This is a genomic window from Proteus sp. G3927, from assembly GCF_963894685.1.
GTDB lineage: Bacteria > Pseudomonadota > Gammaproteobacteria > Enterobacterales > Enterobacteriaceae > Proteus > Proteus mirabilis.
In genome coordinates, this window is the sequence record NZ_CAWQGX010000032.1 from 18,412 (window position 1) to 39,638 (window position 21,227).

21 protein-coding genes and 1 pseudogene are annotated in these 21,227 nt (G+C 36.8%); 14 read left to right on the forward strand and 8 right to left on the reverse strand.

Annotation, left to right across the window (positions count from 1 at the left end):
• The first annotated feature begins 112 nt into the window (after positions 1 to 112).
• On the forward strand, positions 113 to 355 hold the full coding sequence (locus AACV00_RS14940; protein ID WP_227201604.1) for a tyrosine-type recombinase/integrase: 243 nt from the start codon (positions 113 to 115) through the stop codon (positions 353 to 355).
• On the opposite strand, the pseudogene AACV00_RS14945 reads toward AACV00_RS14940, so the two are convergent.
• Both AACV00_RS14945 and AACV00_RS14950 read right to left on the reverse strand, forming a co-directional pair.
• Positions 320 to 565: pseudogene (locus AACV00_RS14945) on the reverse strand (SAM-dependent methyltransferase); the annotation flags it as partial. The gene AACV00_RS14940 and the pseudogene AACV00_RS14945 overlap by 36 nt on opposite strands.
• A 90-nt stretch (positions 566 to 655) precedes the next feature.
• Positions 656 to 865, reverse strand: coding sequence for a hypothetical protein (locus AACV00_RS14950; protein ID WP_074561461.1), 210 nt, complete (start codon positions 863 to 865; stop codon positions 656 to 658).
• Between the two features lie 555 nt (positions 866 to 1,420).
• Between AACV00_RS14950 and AACV00_RS14955 the strand changes: the two genes are divergently transcribed.
• The 3 genes from AACV00_RS14955 to AACV00_RS14965 all read left to right on the forward strand — a co-directional run bounded on the left by AACV00_RS14955 (position 1,421) and on the right by AACV00_RS14965 (position 6,531).
• Positions 1,421 to 1,651, forward strand: coding sequence for a type I toxin-antitoxin system ptaRNA1 family toxin (locus AACV00_RS14955; protein WP_161668631.1), 231 nt, complete (start codon positions 1,421 to 1,423; stop codon positions 1,649 to 1,651).
• A gap of 487 nt (positions 1,652 to 2,138) precedes the next feature.
• Positions 2,139 to 3,032 carry a hypothetical protein gene (locus tag AACV00_RS14960; protein WP_161668632.1) on the forward strand — a complete coding sequence of 298 codons (894 nt, stop codon included), beginning with the start codon at positions 2,139 to 2,141 and terminating at the stop codon, positions 3,030 to 3,032.
• Between the two features lie 172 nt (positions 3,033 to 3,204).
• Positions 3,205 to 6,531 carry a VPA1262 family protein gene (locus AACV00_RS14965; RefSeq protein ID WP_161680355.1) on the forward strand — a complete coding sequence of 1,109 codons (3,327 nt, stop codon included), beginning with the start codon at positions 3,205 to 3,207 and terminating at the stop codon, positions 6,529 to 6,531.
• Positions 6,532 to 6,842: 311 nt separating this feature from the next.
• Here the strand turns inward: AACV00_RS14965 and AACV00_RS14970 are convergent, their stop codons facing one another.
• Positions 6,843 to 7,949, reverse strand: a complete 1,107-nt coding sequence (locus AACV00_RS14970) for a hypothetical protein (RefSeq protein ID WP_161668634.1) — start codon at positions 7,947 to 7,949, stop codon at positions 6,843 to 6,845.
• Positions 7,950 to 8,345: 396 nt separating this feature from the next.
• Between AACV00_RS14970 and AACV00_RS14975 the strand changes: the two genes are divergently transcribed.
• From AACV00_RS14975 to AACV00_RS14990, 4 genes are all read left to right on the forward strand, one after another.
• A complete protein-coding gene (locus AACV00_RS14975) occupies positions 8,346 to 8,897 on the forward strand; it encodes a helix-turn-helix domain-containing protein (RefSeq protein WP_161668635.1) in 552 nt (183 codons plus the stop codon).
• Between the two features lie 13 nt (positions 8,898 to 8,910).
• Positions 8,911 to 10,185, forward strand: a complete 1,275-nt coding sequence (locus AACV00_RS14980; protein ID WP_161668636.1) for a type II toxin-antitoxin system HipA family toxin — start codon at positions 8,911 to 8,913, stop codon at positions 10,183 to 10,185.
• Between the two features lie 602 nt (positions 10,186 to 10,787).
• The gene (locus AACV00_RS14985) at positions 10,788 to 11,567 is read left to right on the forward strand and encodes a nucleotidyltransferase domain-containing protein (protein ID WP_004250905.1); all 780 of its coding nucleotides are present in this window, start codon (positions 10,788 to 10,790) and stop codon (positions 11,565 to 11,567) included.
• On the forward strand, positions 11,551 to 12,603 hold the full coding sequence (locus tag AACV00_RS14990; RefSeq protein ID WP_004243319.1) for a DNA polymerase beta superfamily protein: 1,053 nt from the start codon (positions 11,551 to 11,553) through the stop codon (positions 12,601 to 12,603). Before AACV00_RS14985 ends, AACV00_RS14990 begins: the two co-directional genes overlap by 17 nt.
• 98 nt (positions 12,604 to 12,701) lie before the next feature.
• Here the strand turns inward: AACV00_RS14990 and sra are convergent, their stop codons facing one another.
• On the reverse strand, positions 12,702 to 12,935 hold the full coding sequence (gene sra / locus AACV00_RS14995; RefSeq protein WP_004243316.1) for a stationary-phase-induced ribosome-associated protein: 234 nt from the start codon (positions 12,933 to 12,935) through the stop codon (positions 12,702 to 12,704).
• A gap of 406 nt (positions 12,936 to 13,341) precedes the next feature.
• Complete coding sequence (gene cutA, locus AACV00_RS15000) at positions 13,342 to 13,650, reverse strand: divalent-cation tolerance protein CutA (RefSeq protein ID WP_004243315.1); 309 nt, start codon at positions 13,648 to 13,650, stop codon at positions 13,342 to 13,344.
• A gap of 367 nt (positions 13,651 to 14,017) precedes the next feature.
• Here cutA and AACV00_RS15005 point away from each other — a divergent pair, with 367 nt between their 5' ends.
• From AACV00_RS15005 to AACV00_RS15020, 4 genes are all read left to right on the forward strand, one after another.
• The gene (locus tag AACV00_RS15005; protein ID WP_004243314.1) at positions 14,018 to 15,001 is read left to right on the forward strand and encodes a sugar-binding transcriptional regulator; all 984 of its coding nucleotides are present in this window, start codon (positions 14,018 to 14,020) and stop codon (positions 14,999 to 15,001) included.
• A 264-nt stretch (positions 15,002 to 15,265) separates the two neighbouring features.
• Complete coding sequence (gene modA, locus AACV00_RS15010) at positions 15,266 to 16,021, forward strand: molybdate ABC transporter substrate-binding protein (protein WP_004250908.1); 756 nt, start codon at positions 15,266 to 15,268, stop codon at positions 16,019 to 16,021.
• A 98-nt stretch (positions 16,022 to 16,119) separates the two neighbouring features.
• Complete coding sequence (locus tag AACV00_RS15015) at positions 16,120 to 16,896, forward strand: ABC transporter permease (protein WP_004243311.1); 777 nt, start codon at positions 16,120 to 16,122, stop codon at positions 16,894 to 16,896.
• Positions 16,890 to 17,513: an ABC transporter ATP-binding protein gene (locus tag AACV00_RS15020; RefSeq protein WP_049211492.1), complete on the forward strand. Its 624-nt coding sequence runs from the start codon at positions 16,890 to 16,892 to the stop codon at positions 17,511 to 17,513. Before AACV00_RS15015 ends, AACV00_RS15020 begins: the two co-directional genes overlap by 7 nt.
• A gap of 19 nt (positions 17,514 to 17,532) precedes the next feature.
• Here the strand turns inward: AACV00_RS15020 and AACV00_RS15025 are convergent, their stop codons facing one another.
• Together AACV00_RS15025 and AACV00_RS15030 are read right to left on the reverse strand one after the other, a co-directional pair.
• Positions 17,533 to 18,225 (reverse strand): XRE family transcriptional regulator, encoded by a 693-nt coding sequence (locus tag AACV00_RS15025; protein WP_004243309.1) that lies wholly within the window; start codon positions 18,223 to 18,225, stop codon positions 17,533 to 17,535.
• Positions 18,226 to 18,332: 107 nt separating this feature from the next.
• The gene (locus AACV00_RS15030) at positions 18,333 to 18,590 is read right to left on the reverse strand and encodes a hypothetical protein (protein ID WP_004243308.1); all 258 of its coding nucleotides are present in this window, start codon (positions 18,588 to 18,590) and stop codon (positions 18,333 to 18,335) included.
• Positions 18,591 to 19,360: 770 nt separating this feature from the next.
• Here AACV00_RS15030 and AACV00_RS15035 point away from each other — a divergent pair.
• Together AACV00_RS15035 and AACV00_RS15040 are read left to right on the forward strand one after the other, a co-directional pair.
• The gene (locus AACV00_RS15035) at positions 19,361 to 19,768 is read left to right on the forward strand and encodes a DUF4878 domain-containing protein (protein WP_004243305.1); all 408 of its coding nucleotides are present in this window, start codon (positions 19,361 to 19,363) and stop codon (positions 19,766 to 19,768) included.
• Positions 19,765 to 20,319: a YiiX/YebB-like N1pC/P60 family cysteine hydrolase gene (locus AACV00_RS15040; protein ID WP_004243303.1), complete on the forward strand. Its 555-nt coding sequence runs from the start codon at positions 19,765 to 19,767 to the stop codon at positions 20,317 to 20,319. The genes AACV00_RS15035 and AACV00_RS15040 overlap by 4 nt, the downstream gene beginning before the upstream one ends.
• 98 nt (positions 20,320 to 20,417) lie before the next feature.
• Here the strand turns inward: AACV00_RS15040 and AACV00_RS15045 are convergent, their stop codons facing one another.
• Positions 20,418 to 21,206 (reverse strand): glucose 1-dehydrogenase, encoded by a 789-nt coding sequence (locus AACV00_RS15045; protein WP_004248258.1) that lies wholly within the window; start codon positions 21,204 to 21,206, stop codon positions 20,418 to 20,420.
• Positions 21,207 to 21,227 lie beyond the last annotated feature (21 nt).

Below are 21,227 nucleotides of genomic sequence, written 5' to 3' on the forward strand. Positions count from 1 at the left end.
GATAGTTGGTTCTGTTTTTACTTATGCCATAGATAGAGGTTATGAAATTAGTAACCCAGCAGATGCAATAAAGGCATCTTCGATAGGGACTTTTCAGGCACGAGAAAGGGCAATGTCACCGAAAGAAATCGGTATCTTATTTCTTGAACTGGAAAACTATAGTTGTTATCCAACCTTAAAATTGGCTGTTAAATTTGTCTTGTTAACATTAGTTAGAAAATCTGAGTTTATTCACGCTACATGGGATGAAATAGACTTTAAAAATAGACAATGGGTGATCCCTAAAGGGCGAATGAAGGGGAGAAAAGGGCATGTTGTTTTTAAACATCCAGCTATTTTTACCAACTATAATTAAATGAGGTGGGTCAAATAGTACTTGATAAAAAGTATTATCTGGTAATGGAATATTTTTAAAATCAGAAATAACATCAGGTATTATATTTAAAATTCTTCCATCACATAAAACATATTCTTCAGCTCTAATGTCATTAAATAAAACTCGGTCGTCTTGTTTATCAAAATAAAACATACGAGAGCCACAACACATATCAAGTATTGGCTTCATTATATCCTCTGAATTTTAGGCATAAAAAAAACCTGCTAGTGCAGGGGGGAGAATTTGGCAAAATATATAGATTAAATATAAAATAAATTATTAATACCCTTCTAAAGGATGCCAGATACCTATATATTCTTTTGCTGGAAACACCATTGTGCGTATATCATCGTCATCATTGATAATATCTGTTATTTCTTGGGCTTTAATGGCATCATCTTTAGATTCGAAGAATTGAATAACACCTGATGCTCTAATTACATGAACACCATCTATAACGGCAGTGTCATAATATGCAAGTACCCACATAAGGATTGCCTTTATCTGATTTTTTAAATGTTAAAATCATACTCATATTCATGCGGTTAATCTACTGTCAAAATACCTTTTTAATTCACCTTTATTTGATTTAATGCCTCACGAACAGCGTTTAATCGTGATTCCATTCTTTCATAGACAATCAACTACTGATAATGATGAGGTTAACAATTTTGTTAATCGTAACAAATCAGATAAATAAGAGGCATTGAACATAAAACAAAGTAGCTTCTTGGTCGCATTCGATTTACTTGACCAGAATGCAGATTTAAATGCAAAAGTTATCTATGAGCCGGTTGATATTGTTTCTGCTGAAGAAAAGTAGATACAACAGAAGAAATAGCTAATTTCCTTAAAAAGTGTGAAATCAAAGTTAAAAATGAGCAATTTTGTAGTTAACTAGCCAGTAATGTGTTTGAGGGAAAATCGGAAGATAGTCCATTTTCAATAGATGAAGGGCTTTCTAGCTAGTATTTTCAAAGCACGCAGGCCAGTGATGGTGCACTGACCTGTATTTTCACAGAGCACCTGGCTATGAGGTGATATATGACAGCTCCACATAATACAGAAGTTCAAAGAACAATTCATCACGTAGCGAGTGAATTGGCAGCTTTAGAGTTTATAAATCAAGATGTTGCACGCGAGATCTCACAAGTTGCCGAAGCGGTCGCCAATATGTTTACGGTGCTTTATTACCAGGCAGAAACTGGAGATGCAACAAAACAGGATTTTCAGGAAGCACAGGCTAAGCTTCAGGAAGTGTTGTTAACATTATGATTTGTCGATTCAAAGGCGGTAATTAGCCGCCTTTGAGTGTGATAGTTCATAAATTCATATTTTAGATTGATAATTTTTTTGGCATGGTACTTAATTAAATCTGATGAGCGGTCTTTGAGTAATACGTAAACATTGGCACTGAATTAAAGAAAATATCACAGTTCATTATATTGTAGTTATATTTTGTTTTGGCTATAAAGTTTTTTTAATTTAAACTTGGTTATATTTTATTTATTTTTTAATGAGTTAGGTTTAATATATGAGCTAGGTAATTGGCTTTATGATAGGCTATATTTTTTGATAATACTAAATAATTATTCTCTGATAGGTATTCTATTACCCATGTAAAAATACGTTACTGGTGGCAACAATACTAGAAGCGAATAGCTTTGAATGGATTTTTAAAAATTAATGATAAAATTCTATAGTAAGAAAAAAGCTTAAGCATTTTTATAAGAAATATGAACATTACCAATAAGGAGTATTTATGTTTTCTGATTTTTGGAGTTGGATATTAAGTGTTGCTATATCTACTGGTTTGGTTGGTGTTATTGGGTATTTTTTACGTGACACTTTAAGTGTTTTTTTTGCAAAATCTGTTGAACATAAATTTGATAGAAAGTTGGAAAATTTCAAGGCTGAATCTCGTAATAATGAGAAAGAGCTAGAGCAAATTAGAACGTTCCTTGTATCAGCCCATAGAGAGCGTGATTCAATGATTCAAACTAAAAAATTGGAAGCAGCAGAAATACTGCTGCGTGCACGTCACGAACTTTCTCAGCTATCGATGCTTGTTGAATATATGAAAATCCTCAATACTGAGAGAATACTCGATAATAAAGGGGATCCTAAAATTACTGAGTTTATTAATCTACTCATAAAACCTTTTGATTTAGATGAGAAGATTAAACAACTTGGTTGTTTTGATAAAACGTATCCTCGGTTATATCTTACTGATAAATCATTGAAGTTATATGATGCATATGAGGGTATTATCCTCAATGCGGCTATTATGATGAAACTTTTTTCTTTGAACCTACCCAATAGAAGTGATTTTATAAAAGAAAGTCAGTTAAGTGAAAAAATAATTGAATTAGTACCCCTTTCAAAGGATGGTTTTAAGCAATTTGGAGAGGCTTATTCATATCACTGGGCAACTCATTTTTATAATGAAATATTACGTTCACTTCGGCACGAAATATCTGGTGCAGATGATCTGAATAGAGATGCCGAGTCTGCGGAACGTTTAGGGATAAATTCTCGTCGTGCACAGATGAGTATTTTTGCCTCTCTGGAACAAGTAGGTCTACCTGATACTTTAATAAAGCCTGATGAAAAAGCAATGCAACGTGCTGTCGTTGCTGAAAAAACATTAGAATGATAGGTTATTAGAACTAGTTATTAGCTTAATTGATAGTAAGTAATCTTCAAAAAAGCTAGTCAAGGGGGCAATCTCGTTGACATTTACTGGGTTTGTTAAAGGTTATAGAGGTCTGGTAGAACAACACATAATATTGTGCAATATCAATTTGATAAGGAACTCGCAGAATTTAATGGCTACTACACTAGATGATCTATTAGGCGATGGGCGACTGGTACGCCTTTTTTCTAACGAAAATCGCGCTTGTGCACTTCAGCTATGGGTCTTGCAGATTAAATCTGAACAGCAGACTGAATTGCGCTTAGTCTACGGTCGCTTACTCCCATACAGTCATTCAAACAATTGTTGGTCCTTCAGCGATAACGATAACTATCTTGTGTTAGGAAACTTCAAGGCAAAGCTTACTCGTCTTAACCTATATATAGATAGTATCAATTGTGTAGAACTTTTAAGACAATTGTGTACAGGTCGGTCAATCTCAGAAATAAATGAGCTCCTGAGAATTGAATGTCCTAGAAAAGTAACGGAACAGTTCGGTGCTACTGCTCTGGTACCTAATAACCTGACTTATCGCCCAGCCTCGTATCTACTCAACCGAGATGCACATGACAACCGATCTCTTTCTAGTCCGCATGGTGCAGCTGGTGCCATTAGTGCTTCGATTACCCAACTCAGTAAGGACGCATTATTTTTGTTGAATGGAGAATACAGTGCAGCCCTAATTATAGCGTTAGTTGAACAGCTCAATGCCGAAACTGGTTTAGATTTTGGCGCAGTAGATACAACACGATTTGGAGATATCGAGTTATTGGTCTTTCCTACATTGAATGACCTCGAGCAAAATTTGTTAAGTATAGAATGGATTGATTCACCGCGTGCTTTGTCTGTTAGATTTGATCCGGTACAAGTGTCGTTTTTTAACAAATTTCAGTTCCACTTGAGCATTGAAAACGATGACCAAATTATCTCCTCGACAATTGCTTCAGCAAATTGTGAAGAGGGCGGAGTGTATAAATATGTGTTTCAAGTGAGCAAGGAATTATGGGAAAGGACGGATAATACAGAGCTGGAGATTTTTGGCTTTTCAAATGATTACCCTAATGAAGGGGTACTCTGCTGTCGGTGGCGGGTAGGATATGTACGAGAGATTAATGTTCTAGGCCACATGGTTAAACAAGAGGATAGTCCCATCAGATTTGACTGGCTTGAAAAAGCAACCAGACCAGCTATGTCAGAGCGTGTAAAGGCTGCTCTTACGGTTAACCGGAGCAATTTGGGATTTGGTAGCCGCGTCGGTGGGCGGCAGGCAGACCCTTGGGTTCCGCCGAATCATGAACTTCTTTCTCTTTTCACACGATTTCATCCTCCTAAATCGGAAGGGCAGTTTTTCCAAAGATGGAGTATGGGGGATGGCGAAGGACGACTGCAGTTCGTTGAATGGTTTAAATCTCTACTGTCTAAGTATCAGCAGAATCAAGTCGTGATTTTCGATCCTTACTTCGAGACCGCTGGATTGGGACTAATGCTGATTTGTGCAGCAAGGAATTCAGATTATATAATCTTTACATCACTACCAAAGCCATTAAAAGCGGATGAACATGGACAGTTTACCTCGGGGAGAGTCAATAATCTGATAGCAAGCTGTAATCATAATCGTAACTTACTAAATCGTATTAAATTTCGTATCTATGGACTAAAAGAAGGGCGACTGCATGATCGTTACATTTTGATTATGGGGCGAGATGAGCTCCCGATTGCAGGATTTCATTTATCTAATTCGTTTCAAAAGGCGGCTGAAAATTATCCTTTGCTGATAACTCCAATCCCTGCGGATGTTCTGCTTCAAGTAGAGCAATATAAATCTGCGATGGTGAAAGATGCGATGGCTACGAAGTTTGATTCTAAGGTCGAGAATTCCGTTATGCGGCTTATTTTCGACTCTACAGTATCATCTTCAACACAGGAATGTTACGAACCTCTAAGCTTTTTAGAAAAGTGTGATGCTGGCTATGTGCTCGGCTTGTGGTCTGGAGAAAACTCACTAAAGGGCCTGAGTGGTGACCAGCTAAGAACTCAGATGAAGGCGTTAGGATTACTTAGAAATAATTCCCTTATATTGAAAGATGGATTGAAAAACTGCATCAATATGCAAGAGGTAAATATTAGGAATTTTATTTCAGTATGGGAAATATTAGGGGAAATACTCGCAAATTCTTCTATAGGAGATACTAAATTAAGATATCTTGAATTAGAGCAAGGTTTTCTCGAGTTTTTGAGGCAATACCTTAATAGTTCGTTCGAGCGCGTACATAATAACATGGACAAGGAATTAACCACGTTGGACGTACAATTATTTCATAAGCCAATTGAAATATTATTGCATTGTCCTTATCGCACAGAACAACTATGCCATGCGATAAAATATAACGCTCTTACTTGGTCAGAATATTTTGCCATAAAGTTTCTATGGCTGTATGCCCCGAACTATTTGCTGAATATTACTGAAGCACAAATCTTAACTCTACCAATTGAACCCAATGAAACCGAAGCCCTAAGGTTATCATTATTAAGTCAGATTATTAGCGAAATTTCATTATCGATAGAATTTGGCATCAATAAAACTCAACTTGATAACCTTATTCATAGTGAACAAGGGTTACTTCGCTGGATGGGACTTAATGCTCTTGAACGACAATTAGACTCACCAGATGCATACGTATCAACGTTATCGTTGCTCGAAGCTTTTTCCTATGAGGAACGAATACGAGCACTAGGGTGGATGGTTCACCATGCAGCAATGAATTCGAATAAAAAGGAAACCTTTAAAAATTTAGTAGCAGTGCTACATAAAATATTGCCAGATGTTGTGATAGCTGAAGACCTACGAGTTTTGGTCGACTCTATGCGGGGACATATGAAACAATTATCATGGGCTGAGCCATGGTTATTTCAAGACGTGGTGTTTCCGTTGCTACAGAGTGAGCGTGTTTTGACTGAAGATGCCTGTGATATATGGATGCAAGAGTTGGCAAGTATGTTGGAACTGTACTCAAACAATCAGTCTCATTTGTTTGAGCGATCCCGTGAAGGGCAAACGACTAATATTGCATCATACCTTTTTGCCTCCTGTTCCCCTGAGCAAAGAAAGGTCAGCCTGAAAATAATAGATGATATTTTGAGAAGGAAAAGGTGGATTATTCAACAGCCACTCGCCAGTACATCAGGCTGGAGCCGATGGGACAATGCACTTCGAGTGTCCTTGTGGATACTTTCTTTTGCTAAATGGAGTGAGTTTTATCTAAGTGCGCTAGGTACGTTCGATCAAAACTTAGAAAGGTTATCAGGTGATGCACAAAGGCTTGTCATGGTTAGAACGAAAGAAGAATGGCAAACCGAAGGTGTTGGTATACAGAGCGAACTCATTGAGTTCCTAGAACAGGGTGAGAGGCTTTTAAGTGAAGGCGGTAGGCTGAAAAACGATTCTCATAAGCTAAATTAAAGTCCGAAAGATTATTTAAATGGTATTTTTTTATGGTATTCAACCTATACACATCAGTATCTAATTGTTAGTAATGGCTTTTTTGATGATGTTTATAATCGAGTGGGAATAAGGTTTTTTATAACAACCTGATTTTTTGATAACATCATGCCATTAATGGTTAATTCATCATTAATGGCATTTTTTGCAGGTTGAATGCAAGCGATGCGGAAAAAACTGATGTCATTTTCTGAAGAAAAATTTGTGTATTTTTTTTGATATAATGTTATTTATAGCTTCCGCGGTTATATTTTTAGCGCAGACTTTTCAGTTCACTCTTCTTTGGAATGAAATGTGAGGTTAAATACCTTTTCCCCGGTTTCCTGTATTTTGCATTCAGCTTCACATAAAGCCGATATAGGCTGATTATGCTGGAATACATGCAGAAAATGCTGAGCGACAGCGAAAGCTGTACGAGGGGTGACTTTGGTTCCTGGCATAGTTATGTTGACTTGATGTTGTCTATCGAAATTTTCTTCGGGTTCACGAAATCTGAATTTTATTTCAAACACGATTTTGGCTCCTACTTGCATTGCGTCTTCAAAGTGGCGTTTCTCTAGTTCTGCAACGAACATTGGCTCTGCGGCCTTCATAGTAATTTTTGTGATAATACCTATTGCAAGAAGCGCCAGAGATTCTGCCGAGTCTTGTTCATCGGGGTTCCAGGCGTCTTTCCGTTTGATGTTTCCGTGAAAATAGAAACCTCGCTTTTCGACTAGATGATTAATAATGTCATCTGCATTTGGTTTCGTTGAAATGAGCTTTGCCGTATCCGAATTCCGATCATTCTTTGCTGGAATCATATCTTTGATGGCAAGCTCAACAATATTACGAAATTCTTGGTTTGATTTTAGCGCAGCTTGCAAGCTTGGTGTTTTAAATTGACCATTCCCATACAGTGACTCGATCAACAGGAATGAATAGCGGAAGGAATTTATGAATTCCTGATTTTTAAGCATGTTGCGAGCGCTTTTTACAAAGGCAACTTCAAATCTCGGCCCATCATATTTCTCAGCAGCCATAAGCGCCCGCGTAAACATATCGAAACTGAGAGGCAATGCAGAATCATGTCTGCCCATTGATATACTCTTTATGGGTAGTCGCGTTTCTTCTTCCGGGGTTTCTCCTTCATATTTGGCCTCAATTTCCTCTGTCATGAGTTCAATATCATGAAAACATTCGAGAAATATGGCTGCGTTATCGAGTTGACGTTTCACGAATACTATAAGTTCATCGTGCCCGGTTATCGTTGTCATAGCCTCATAAGTGGCGCGTTTCTGAAAGCTCGGTGCATATTCCAGAGGCTGTTTTTCGAAAGTAAGTTCAATAGCTTTGGCGTAACCATTTTCTTCAATGATGCGGAGCTTCCCGCCTTGCATTGGGATTTCCCAATGATCGTCAATGATGATTTTGCGTTTGAATGGGACGAAATAACGAATTCTCACTGGGGGTTAGCCCTCAAACTTTATCGCTAAAAGTGGAATAGTAACTGGAGTAGTTTGTTGCTGCATCACAGATACGTTTAAACCTCATCGGTTTCAACAAGATAGTATACCCCTACGGAGTTGATATAACAATTACTCACAATGAGTTTCTCTCGACTAGAATTTGACTCGACATATTCATGAATGTTTTCAGTTTGGTACGGCAGTATGATGGACATAGACTCACAAGTGAGACGGATGAAAAGCAGATTAGCCCTATTTTGCAAAGGTTACTCATTCGATGTTATAATTATTTGTATCACAGATGAGACGCAACTGAGTGAGGTTAGTATGCCTGAAGAAAAAAACATGAGTAAGCTTCGTCGGACAAAAGGCTCGGTTGTACGCCCTTCAACCGAAGCAGCTTTGGTCAAATTGGGCAAAGACATCGAATTCGCACGTAGAGTAAGAGGAATCCCTGCTGATACGTTTGCAAAATCCGCAGGAATTTCGCGCTCTACTTTGCATAGACTTGAGAGTGGTGCCGGTGCCGGTATTTCACTCAACACGCTTGCGATGGTGCTCACCATTCTTGGAAAACTTGACCTCTTGAGTAATTTGATCGACATGCGTAATGATGACATCGGACTGTCTATGCTACGTAAAAATGTTATGCAAGGTGCAAAGCCGCCCCGTAAAGATACTAAGACGAATGTTGTGATCCGGTCCGGGGCCAAGACGATGCAACGAGCGGTAGGTACAGCGACCGTTAACAAATCGACAAAATCTGGTGTTGAAGCAAAGGCACAGGGCAATCAGGGGATGTTAGTAGTCAGCCCGTCAGGACATACATCATCGCTGCTCTCTCGCTTAAAAGCTACGCGAGACTCTTCGGGCTCGTAATTAGAGAATTTATATGAAGCAAAGACTTTATGTCTGGATGGATGATCAAGATCTGGTCGGACAGTTGGATTTCAATGTAGACGGAATGCGACAGAGCTCCGTGTTCACCTATGCGCAGAATTGGATCGATAATCCTGAGGGCTATGACCTCTCTCCCTTCATGCCGCGCAGCCAGATAGTCGCGTCGGCCAGCCTACAAGGAAATTCATCTCCCCTTGTGATGCCGATCGCCGATAGCACTCCTGATTCCTGGGGGCGCGCTATTATGCGTGCAGCGAATGGCGGTCGTGTAATGAATGATTTCGAGTACCTAATTGGGGTCGATGATTTCTTACGTTCGGGGGCACTTCGCTTTTATGAGAGCGATACGCCAGATGCGCTTCCTCTAGCTCAACCTCGGATTGGAGAAAGAGCCTATTCCATACCACGGCTCATTGAACTTGAGACTATGATTCATGAGGCTCGCGCTTTAGAAGCAGATCCGACTCATTATCGTGAAAACCGTGCAAAGTTGCTTGCCGGACAAATACTGCTTGATGCTGCAGGTTCGTTAGGTGGAGCGCGACCAAAAGTAAATGTTCGTGAAGATGACCAGACTATCTGGATAGCGAAGTTACCTAAGATGGGCGATGAATACGATATAGCTCGTGCAGAAGTACTTACGCTTCGTCTCGCAGGGGAAATAGGAATGACGGTTTCTGAAGCCAAGCTACTTGTCGTAGCTGGCCAATTTCCTGTGGCCTTAATTAAGCGTTTTGATCGGTCTTATGAAGATCCTAAAAACCCTCGTCGTATTCATTTTATTACGGCTCAGACTTTTATGGGCTTAGCGGGGACTGAGCCATCAAACTATGTCTCTCTAGCAGAGCAGATGCTTATACATGGTGCAGGTGATGATTTGGTCGAACTTTGGACACGAATGGCTTATTCTGTGCTGATTCAGAATACAGACGACCATCTGCGTAATCACGGTTTCATACGAACGGCCAATCGCTGGGCTCTTTCTCCCGCCTATGATATTAATCCCGACCCGTCAATTGGTGGCACCCTAAAGACCGCGATAAGCGAGATCCATGGAAACGAACTCAAAATTTTGGAAGTGTTGGACGCGGCGCAGCTCTTCAACATCAACACAGATGAAGCTCGCGAGGCTCTCAGGGTAATGGCGGAAATTATTATAGATAAATGGCGCCCTCTTGCCTACGAGTTGGGAATGACGTCGAAAGACATCAAGGCGCTTGCACCAGCCTTTGAAAGCCCGCAGGTGAAGGAAGCATTGAGTCTATAATGACCGAATTTCTGCAGCTATATTCAGTTTCGGTACTATCCGGCCATCGTTAGATTGCAGTTTCTACATCAAGGATCTACAGCCGCTTTTTATGACTCACGACAGATCATATATCATGTGTAGTAAAGGTGTGTTTGCCTGCATTGAGCTTAATGGCCGCAAAATTTTGCGTCGAACGAGACAGACTGCAACGACTAACTACTTGTAACGTTTCTGCTGACACCAACAAACAGAAACAACTATCACGATATGGTATAAGTTATGGTATGATGATATTAAATTTCTATATTTATCTGATTTAAAATAACTTTTTTGTGTTGAGTATAATTGAGTGGGAATAAAATAACGTTTATCAGCAATAGTTGATAAAGGTTAAAAAACCAAGAGCCATCAGTAAGTTACTGGTGGCTTTTTTGTTTTCTATGGTTAGTAATGGTTGACAAGAACCGAAAAAAATGACGGTATAGGAGACGGTATCAAAAAATAAATTATAAAATTAAGACACTAAAGTAGTTATGTTGCTATTGTTAGCCCTAGTCATCATCATAATTGGCAACATTATTAAATTTAAGAGTTGTAAGGAAATACCGAGTAACATCATCATGCATAATCAGATATTAAAAAAACTGCCACAAATAGAGCAAATGCATCAAATAAAACTACTTTATGTTGCTGAAAGTGGAAGCCGTGCTTGGGGCTTCGCATCAACGGATAGTGACTATGATGTACGTGGTATTTTTATACGACCTCGCAATGCATATCTTTCAATTGATAAACCTAAAGAAACATTTGAGTGGATAGAAAATAATTGGTTTGATGTAGGAGCTTGGGATATTACGAAAGCATTGCATCTATTACGTAAGTCAAATGCTATCTTATTTGAGTGGTTACAATCACCTATTGTTTATCAACAATATGCTGGTATCCAAAAAGAATTATTTGAGTTGGCACAATTATATTATCAACCCCAAATCATTGTTCATCATTATAGAGGGATCGCAAAAGCCGTTAGTAGACATCATTTTGAAGAGAGTCATGCAAGTAAAGCGATAGATGAACCCATAAAATTAAAAAAATATTTCTATCTCTTACGTTCACTTTTAGCTGCTTATTGGACAGTAAAAACGGGGAATATCCCACCGATGGAGCTTAATCAGTTAATAAATATATTAACCACAGATGAGCAAATAATTATTCGAGAGTTAGTGAGCTTTAAAGCAGATAAAGATGAACACTTTACTTGGCTACCAACCGATAATATGCAAAAACTGATCACTTTTTTATGGCAAGAAACAGCAACTCAATTAGCGAAACGCACCGTACCAGATAGTGAAATATTAAATAATTGGTTTAGGAAAATACTTGATGAAACTGACCATTGACAATATAAAGCCTTACCTTTTATTTGAAACAATTTCAGGTAGTCGTTCACAAAATTTGGCAACAGATAGTTCAGATACTGATATTAAAGGTGTTTTTTATCTACCTAAAGAGATGTTTTATTGCTCTGATTATGTGCCACAAGTAAGTAATAAAACTAATGATATCGTTTATTATGAATTAGGGCGATTTGTTGAATTACTGTGTGCGTCTAATCCTAATATTTTAGAATTATTAAATGCACCAGAGCATGTTGTTATTTATCGTCATCCATTATTTATGCAATTTAACCCAGAATGGTTTTTATCAAAGGAATGCGTACAGACTTTTGTGCATTATGCTCAAGGGCAAATAAAAAAAGCGCAAGGGTTAAATAAGAAAATCATGGATCCTATAGATAAAGAGTTAAAAACAATCCTTGATTTCTGTTATATCATTGAAGATGGAAAAAGCCTATTACTGAATAATTGGCTTAAAAAACGTTGTTGGGAGCAGCAAAATATTGGGTTGGTTAAAATCAATCATGCACAAAATCTTTATGCAGTTTTTTATGATCCAAATAGTGATTATCAAGGCGTAATAAAAAAAGATAATGCCACCGATGTTTTACTAAGCAGTGTCTCTGAAACAGCCATATTACAAGCCTATCTTAGTTTTAATAAAGACGGCTACAGTACCTATTGCAAGCAGTATCATGCTTATTGGCAATGGGTTGAGGAGCGTAATGAAGCCCGCTATCAGCAAAATATTGAACATGGACGAAGTTACGATAGTAAAAATATGATGCACACTTTTAGGTTGCTTTATATTGCATTAGGAATTGCTACTGAAAAAAAAGTCAAAGTTTGGTGTGATAACAGGGATGAATTGTTAGAAATTAAATCTGGCGCTTTAAGTTATGAAACATTATTTGAGCGAAGTAAAATATTAATAGAAAAAATTGAGCAAGCTTTTCAACAAAGTCAATTACCAGAAAAAATCAATCCTCAATTAATTAAACAAGTATTAGTGAATATTCGTAAAGAATTATATCAATAATAGGATACTATTATCCCTTACAAGGTTGTAAGGGATAAACTATTAGTTATAAATAATAAAATAAAAGTTATTTATAATCTAACATTAGGCATAAGTAATTAACTTACTAGAAGATAATCTGGATAAGCATCGGTTAATTTCATATAAATACGCTTATTTTGCGCATTTTTTCTGAAATCTTGTTTTAAACAGATCCGAGTTGCATTTTTTAACTCTGCGGGAAGATTATCACTTTCTGTAGGCGTAATAATGGAAAAACGCACTTTCTTTTTAGACCGACTTAAATTATAAGGTAAACCTAAAATACGTCTTGCGACTCTGTTTGTTTTCACAACTCACTCCTTTTTTACATGTAATATAGAGAAAGCTCGTTAATTATAACAGAAAATAACTAGGGTAAGATATCGGTTAAATTTATTCTTTAGGATAATAACCTATAAAAACCAGTTTGTTGTTTTTTTATTTTTTCGTTTGCTCATTAGCGTTTTATTGTTCATTTCTTTGACTTATAAAAAATTAATAATAATTTATTGTTTATATTTTTTCTGTGAATATAAAAATAATCTCAAAAAGAAAAGTTTTTAAAAATGATTTAGCAGTTAAATAGTAATTAATCTTAATATTTTACTTTGTTTATTTGTCTCATTATTGAGATTGTAAGTGTTGTTTTATTTACAAAATTCTATCATTTTTATCACAAATAAGATGGAATAGCATGATAATGCAATGAAATAATCATTAATTTAGGCTTTGATGTATCCATTCTAGATAACCATGAAACCCATTTTCTATAGGAACAATAATGACTTCTGGTGTATCGTAAGGGTGCATTTTTACTAGTGTATCAATCAAAATCTGTTGTTTTGAACTCTCGCTTTTGATCATCATAAGTACCTCATTATCTTCAACAATTTCATTATTCCAATGATAGATAGATTTGATATTAGGAAGGACGTTAATACAAGCTGCAAGCTTTGCCTGTATAAGATGGTGAGCTATTTCATGGGCGACAGTTTCATTAGGAGCTGTTGAATAAGCGATAATCATATTTTTCCTCTGTATTAACGAGTCTATGGTTAATTTGTTATAGGGTAATTAACTTTAATATCATCAAAATAAAACTTTTTAAAACTTAACGCTAAGATTTCTCTTTTTAACCGAATAAAAACATATTTTCAAAAAAAACTTTCTCGATATGAGATAATTACGGCATTATTAAGTTGATTTTACATATTTTCAGTTTCTTTTTGTAAAGAAAAACACCCATTTGCCGATATTAGTAGTTGTTAAATGAAATGTATCTAATTGTGTTATAAGAACATATTCAACAAAAATTGTTATTACCTTCTGCAATATCGTAAATATAAAATAAATTAATTATTAATAAGATTTATAAAAAATAGTGGGGTTTAAAATGGATAATAATTCGCTAAAAAATGCGAGTTTATTTGATAATGATCCCGTTCTTTATGCTGCATGGCTTTACTATCAGGACGGACTCAGTCAAAGTGAAGTTGCAAATATTATGAGCGTTTCTCGAGTGACTGTTGTGAAGTATTTACATCTCGCGAGAGAAAAAGGTTTCGTTAATATAAGCTTGGATTCATCAGTATTTTCTACGATTGATTATTCAATCAGAATAAAAGCAAAATTTAATCTTAATAATGTGCTTATTTTACCTGATGAAGAAAAGAATAAATCGCAACAAACATCAAATATGAATCGAGAAAGATTAGCTAAAGCAGGGGCTATGTATCTTTCTCAGATAATCAGCAATGATGATATTTTAGGTGTAGCTTGGGGAAGAACAATCCATAAACTAGGGCACTATCTCCCCACTAAAACACTAGAAAATGTCACCGTGTTACAAATGATTGGGGCTGTAGCCCCACAACCTGATTTTACTACTGCGGAATCTGCCGCTTTGATCGCCAATAAGTTTTCAGGTTGCAGTATTAATTTGCATGTACCGGCTGTAGTGTCAAATGCACGTTTGGCAATGGAGCTACAAGCAGAACCCATAATACGGCGTAATTTCTCTGCTTTAAATCAATGTAATAAAGCTTTGTTTGTAGTGGGTAATACTCAAGATGACAATCCTTTGATTACAACAGGCGTACTCACCACAAATGAGATGGCACAATATCGCGATTTAGGTGCTGTTGGTGTCATTTGTGGTCGATTCTATGATGCACAAGGTAATCCTCTGCTTTCTGATATCGACCTTAGAATTATGGGAATTAGTCTTGCACAGTTAAGACAGATCCCACAGCGTATTTTTATTGCTGGAGGCGTTGAAAATGTTGCTGCAACCATAGGCGCAATAAAAGGGGGATATGCTACAGATATTGTCATCGATGAAGTGACGGCATTAGCATTATTGGAATTGAGTATTTAATAGTGAGATCCTCGTTTAAACGAGGATTTGTTATTAATATCACTGTTATTTTTCATCTAGATCGCTTATCAAAATATGAGTGATTATGTATTTTTATTCTAGCGACAGAGTGATAAAAATATCTTAATAAATAAATTAGAGATGAAAAGTAAAATGATAGCTTGCTAGCACTTTGCTGTTTTTTTCTTACTAAGATCTTGCCTTAATTTCTCATATCTATCATTATATAAAAAACTATATAACGATATTGTGTTTGAGGATGTTATGAAACGCCAAGTTTTGGTAGGTTTAGGTTTTGCGCTAGGATTATTTTGCCATAACAGCTTTGCTGTAGAGCTTCATCTTTATGCTGGCGCAGGATTAAAACAGCCTGTAGAGCAAGTTGTTGGTCTATTTGAAAAAGAAACCGGCAATACAGTGACTATCGAATATGGCGGTTCAGGCCAAATTCTTACACGCTTTAATCTCACTCAACAAGGTGATCTGTTTTTTCCCGGCTCTCAAGAGTATGTAGAGAAGTTAGCGAAACAAAATCAGGTGGTTAGCCAATATCCTATTGTGCGTCATATTCCTGTTATTGCTGTCAGAAAAGATAAAATTGGTGAAATCAAAACTATCACAGATCTTGCAAATAGTTCATTGAAATTAGGTATGGGAGATGCAAAAGCAATTGCATTAGGTAAAAGCGGTGAACAATTAATCGAAGCGTCAGGCCAAGGTGAGCAGTTACGAAATAAAGTGGTTGTTCGTACAGCAACCATTAAACAGTTACTTATGTATTTATTAAATGGTGAGGTTGATGCTGCCATTATTGGTTACGCTGATGCAATGAAAAACCAAGATAAATTAGTTTTATTACCCATACCTGAAGGAAGCCCCGAAGAAATTGCGACATTAGCGGTGTTAAAAACTTCAACAAATCCCACACAAGCACAACAATTGGCTGATTATTTTTCTCGTCCCGAAGGAATAAAGGCTTTTACTGATTATGGTTTTCTTCCTGTTATTTCAAAACCATAGATTTTTCTCACATTATTTGTATTTTTGCCACCGGCTCACAGGTGGCTTTTTTCATTTTTACAATAAATGTCATTAGTAGATTAAGAGAAGGCTTCACTGTGTATCGTTGGGCACTAATACCACTTTTATTATTATTATTTTTGATATTGGGATCACTTATTGCATTAATTTGCCAACTCTCTTATCACGAACTCACCATGGTTATTACTGATGCTGAATTTCATTTTGCCGTATTGATGTCACTGAGCACCGCGTTAACATCATTGTGTTTAGCCGTGCTCTTAGCTGTACCTGCAGCTTGGGTGATGGCAAGATCGTCATTTAAAGGACAGCGTTTTATTGATGCGTTACTCGATTTACCCTTAGTCACGCCTCCTTTGGTAATAGGTATTGGATTATTATTATTGTTAGGTCATCAAGGACCTTTAACAGGGGTTTTTCCTCAATTATCTCGTGCCCTTTTTTCTCCCTTGGGGATTATTATTGCTCAAACATATGTTGCAAGTGCAATCATTATGCGTAATAGCCTTGCGGCGTTTAAAGCTATTGATCCTGCTTATATTCAAACCGCACAGAATTTAGGATTAACACCAACAAAAACGCTTATTTTGGTTGAGATCCCACTTTGTTGGTCTGTATTAATCAGTGGTTGTATTGTGGCTTTTTCTCGAGCATTAGGGGAGTTTGGGGCAACATTAATGTTGGCAGGGGCCACACGATTAAAAACAGAAACCTTACCAATGGCAATCTATTTAAATATAGCGAGTGGTGATTTCTCGCTTGCGATAGGTTGCGCTTTAGTACTGATAGCAATTGCAATTACTCTATTGTTTGCTTTACACCGTTTACAGCGTGATAGGAAATTAGCATGTTAACCATTCACTCGTTGACTACCGGTATTTTAACCGAGGTTTCATTACACCTAGAGCAAGGGGGGTGTTTAGGGATCAGTGGCTCATCAGGTAGCGGCAAAACAACGTTACTCAATGCTATTGCGGGTTATACCGGCTATACAGGGGATATTGTTTTAGCTAACCAAAATATGAATAAATTACCTGTTTGGCAGCGCCCCTGTCGTTATTTAAATCAGCGTCTTTATTTATTCCCTTTTCTCACTGTAAAGCAAAATTTATGGCTGGCACAATATGCGGCTAAGCAAAAGCGCAGTAAAGAAAAAGAGATAGCGTTACTTGAACAGATGGGAATTGCTCATTTAGCAACACGTTATCCATCTCAAATATCAGGGGGAGAGCAGCAACGAGTTGCATTAGCAAGAGCACTCATTAGCCAACCCAAACTGTTATTAATGGATGAACCCTTTTCAAGTTTGGATTGGGAAACACGTTATCAGCTGTGGGAGCTTATTATCTCATTAAAAAAACAGCAGATAACGATGATAATAGTCACTCATGAGCCTCGTGAATTGCAAGCATTAGCAGATAAAACGCTGTTATTATCTAATGGGAAAATTGTGCAAGAAAGTAAAAACTAAAATAAAAATATGCAGATGATCACCAAGCCATCACAGACCAGTGAATAACGCGTCCCATAATTTTAACGGAGTCAATTTCTGCAAATTCATCAGGAAATTCATCTTTATTGTAGCTACGAATAATTAATTTTCCGCCTGGCTGACGGTAGAGTAATTTTATTCTAAATAATGAATCTTGTTCGATAGCATAAATACCGCCATCCACAATCCGCGTATTACCTGTATCAACGGTCACTGTTGAACCATTTGGAATAACCGGAGACATACTATCACCATAGACGGAAAAACAGATCACATTTTGTGGTGAAGCGCCATAGCGGCGTAGTGTGCTTTTGGAGAATCTCAATTTATAACCATTATGATCTTCGTTAGTACAGCAACCATCACCAGCGGCAAGTTCAATACTTTTAAAATAACGGATCTCGACTTCATCAGCATTGAGAGGAGTATCGTTATCCCATTCACTGACTGAATGCCATTCATCTTGGGGAGGAATTTCAGAAGCGTGTGTTTGTTTATTATCCCCTTCGAGCAACCACGATAATTCACAATTTAACGCTTTTGCTAATTCAGGTAAAAAACGAGGGCGTTTGGTTTTGCCACTCTCAAGCTGTTCAATTGATTGTTGCGTTGTACCCGCCAAGGTAGCAAGCTCAGATTGTGTTAAACCTAACGCAATACGTTTGTCTTTGGTGCGTTTTGCAATAGACATGAGTGACTCCTAATACGTGTCCTTACATATTTTAAGTATAAAGAGTATACCGTAACTAGAAAACAAATTAAATTGTATTTTGTGGGGTGTTCAACGAAAAAGGGTGATTATTTTAATTGAAAGACATCATCGGCACTATTTGGCGGTGTTAGGTATGGATTTTCATCGGTCACTTCGGGATCACGTAATACTTCACCACAAAAAATATAGAGATCGGGTCTTTTCTTTTTGAGATAGTTTAAGCGAATAGTACATTCATCTTTGGTATAAATGGTTTCTGTTACTGGAACCGCATCACAAGAATCATGCCCGCATGGACTGACTAATAAAACATAACCGACCAGCATGAGCTGTGAAGTAAACATAGCATACCCTTTTAACTATTCATGTTTGGTCATTGAAATCAGATGGCTAGATTACCTATTCATGATCCAAAATGCAGTTTCTATTTATCTTAAATTGACTTAATGGTGTAAAAAGGCGCATTGTGTCACAAAATTTCTAGTCTTTATTTGTATTTTACACCGAAATGTTATAGGTCTACTTAGAAAATCGTGTTGTCATATCATGATTAAATATTAAAAAACAAATAGATTTGTTTTATTGAGATAAACGTTATTGTAATTTTGTATCACTATCGTAACTGATTTTGCAACATACTGTATTTGTGTGTTTTAAAATAAGCTTTGTCAATGATATGGCATTTTACCTATTTCGCTAACAGATAACTATTTTTATTGAATCTGTTAATGGCGACAGCGTGATGCGTTGCCGATCCTCTTTTTTCGAGATTAAAATACAAAAATAGAACATAAAAAAGTTTTATATGGCAATAATGTTTCTGCTCACTTTTAGATTCATTATATATTCAATATTTTTTTATAAATATAGATAGAAATATTTTACTTGATTGTTGGGAGGATTTTTTCAAATATTTTTTACTAGGATTATTCTATATTAAAAAAAATTTATGACGAAACCTATTAATGTCACGTATAATTCCGCGATAGAAAAGTTATTTTTCTATTGCACAAACATAGTTTATAAATAAATTAGTGTGTTATATGAGATGGTTTTCCTTTTTATATAAGATGCTTATTGTATTAAATTAAATATTTATGGTGATGGTGAATTTATGTTAAAGAAAATGATGGGATTTATGTTTCTTGCGGTGGCAATGATGACATTATCTGCATGTGGTGATAAACAAGACGAAGCAGGAAAAGCCGCGGTTGAATTTATTGAAGCTGTCGCTTCCGGTGATGGTGATAAGGCTGTGTCATTAATGTATTTTGGTGATTTAGAAAAAGATCCAATGGCAGAGCAAATTACCGGCAAATTTAAAATGATCGTTGCCGAAGCGGGCAAAAAAATTAAAGAGCAAGGTGGCTTGGGTAAGGTTGAAGTAGCAAAAGTTGAATACAGCGAAGATAAAAATAAAGCCGTTGTCACACTCAAAACAGTGTTGAAAAATGGTGAAGAAAAAACAGAAAATCAAAATATGATCAAAGTTGATGGCAAATGGAAAGTTGAAGTTAAGTGATAATACGCTTTACTCTTGCATTAACTTTATACTTAGCGAGCACATTGACTGTGCTCGCTTTGCCTTATCAGTTAAAAAGTGGTGATCTGGTTTTTCGCGATGGTGATGAAGTTATTAGCGACATAATAAAGCAAGTTGATAACAGCGGGTTCAGCCACGTAGGAATGTTGTGGATAACTGAGCAAGGTATACAGGTTGTTCACTCAACACCCAGTGAACATGCTGATAGTAAAGATGGTGTTACTATCGATAGTTTGGATTTCTTTATCAGTCGTGCTAAGCCTAATTCTGTACGCTTTTACCAAGTGCGTGGAAGTGAACAAGCACGACAACAAGCGTTAGAAGCTGTTTTAAATCGAGTAGGGGAAAACTTCAGTATTCAGCAAGATAAAGGTGTTTATTGTACAGAGCTGGTGGCTGATGCATGGTTAAAAGCAGGGGTTTCTATTTCAACGGGCACACGTACATTACATATGCCGTTTATTTCTGAAAGAGCACTTATTTTTCCTGATAATATTATCCATTCCGAAAATGTTATTTTGATTGAATAAAATAAGGATAAAAGCCTTCTTCCCAAAGAATAAGTATAAATAAACCGCAAAATTTGGAAAGAAGGTTATCTTAACGGTATGGACGACAGTGAACGGCTTTAACCTTTTCCACCTTGAAATGAAGGATAAAGTGTCATACCGCCATCAATGAAAATAGTTTGTCCAGTAATATAAGTAGATTGCTCCGATGCTAACCAAGCAGCAACATTAGCCACTGCTTCAGGCTCTGCGGCATATTTCATTGGGATCATCTCTTCTAATTCTTTGCGTAACGCATCATCTTGCATTTTTTCTTTATTTATTGGGGTATTAATAGCACCAGGGCCAATGGCGTTAATACGAATACCATAGTGTGCATATTCAAGAGCCAGTGATTGCGTTAACATTCTCACGCCACCTTTACTGGCAGCGTAACTAGCAAAAGTCGGCCATGGGATCACTTCATGAACAGAAGACATATTAATAATATTGCCTTTGATCTTATTCTCAACGAAATATTTCAATGCGGAGCGAGCCGTTAGAAAATAACTGGTTAAATTTATATCAATAATTTTACGCCAATCTTCTAAATTCACTGCATGGGAAGGGGTTTGTGTCTCAATTCCCGCATTATTGATCAGAAGATCGAGCTGACCAAAGTGGTCAATCGCTTTATAAATAAAGTTATGAGCAATTTTTTCATCACTAATGTCACCGCCAAAAATAATCGCTTTACCTTTACCATGTTTATTTAAGCTATCGGCTAATGCTTGAGCTTCATTTTCATCAGAGTGATAGTTGATAACAACGTTCATTCCTTCTTGAGCTAATCTCGTCACTACTGCTGCACCAATTCCTCGTGACGAACCTGTTACTACAGCAACTTTTCCTTGAAGATCGTGATACATACTACCTCCCATGTGCAATAT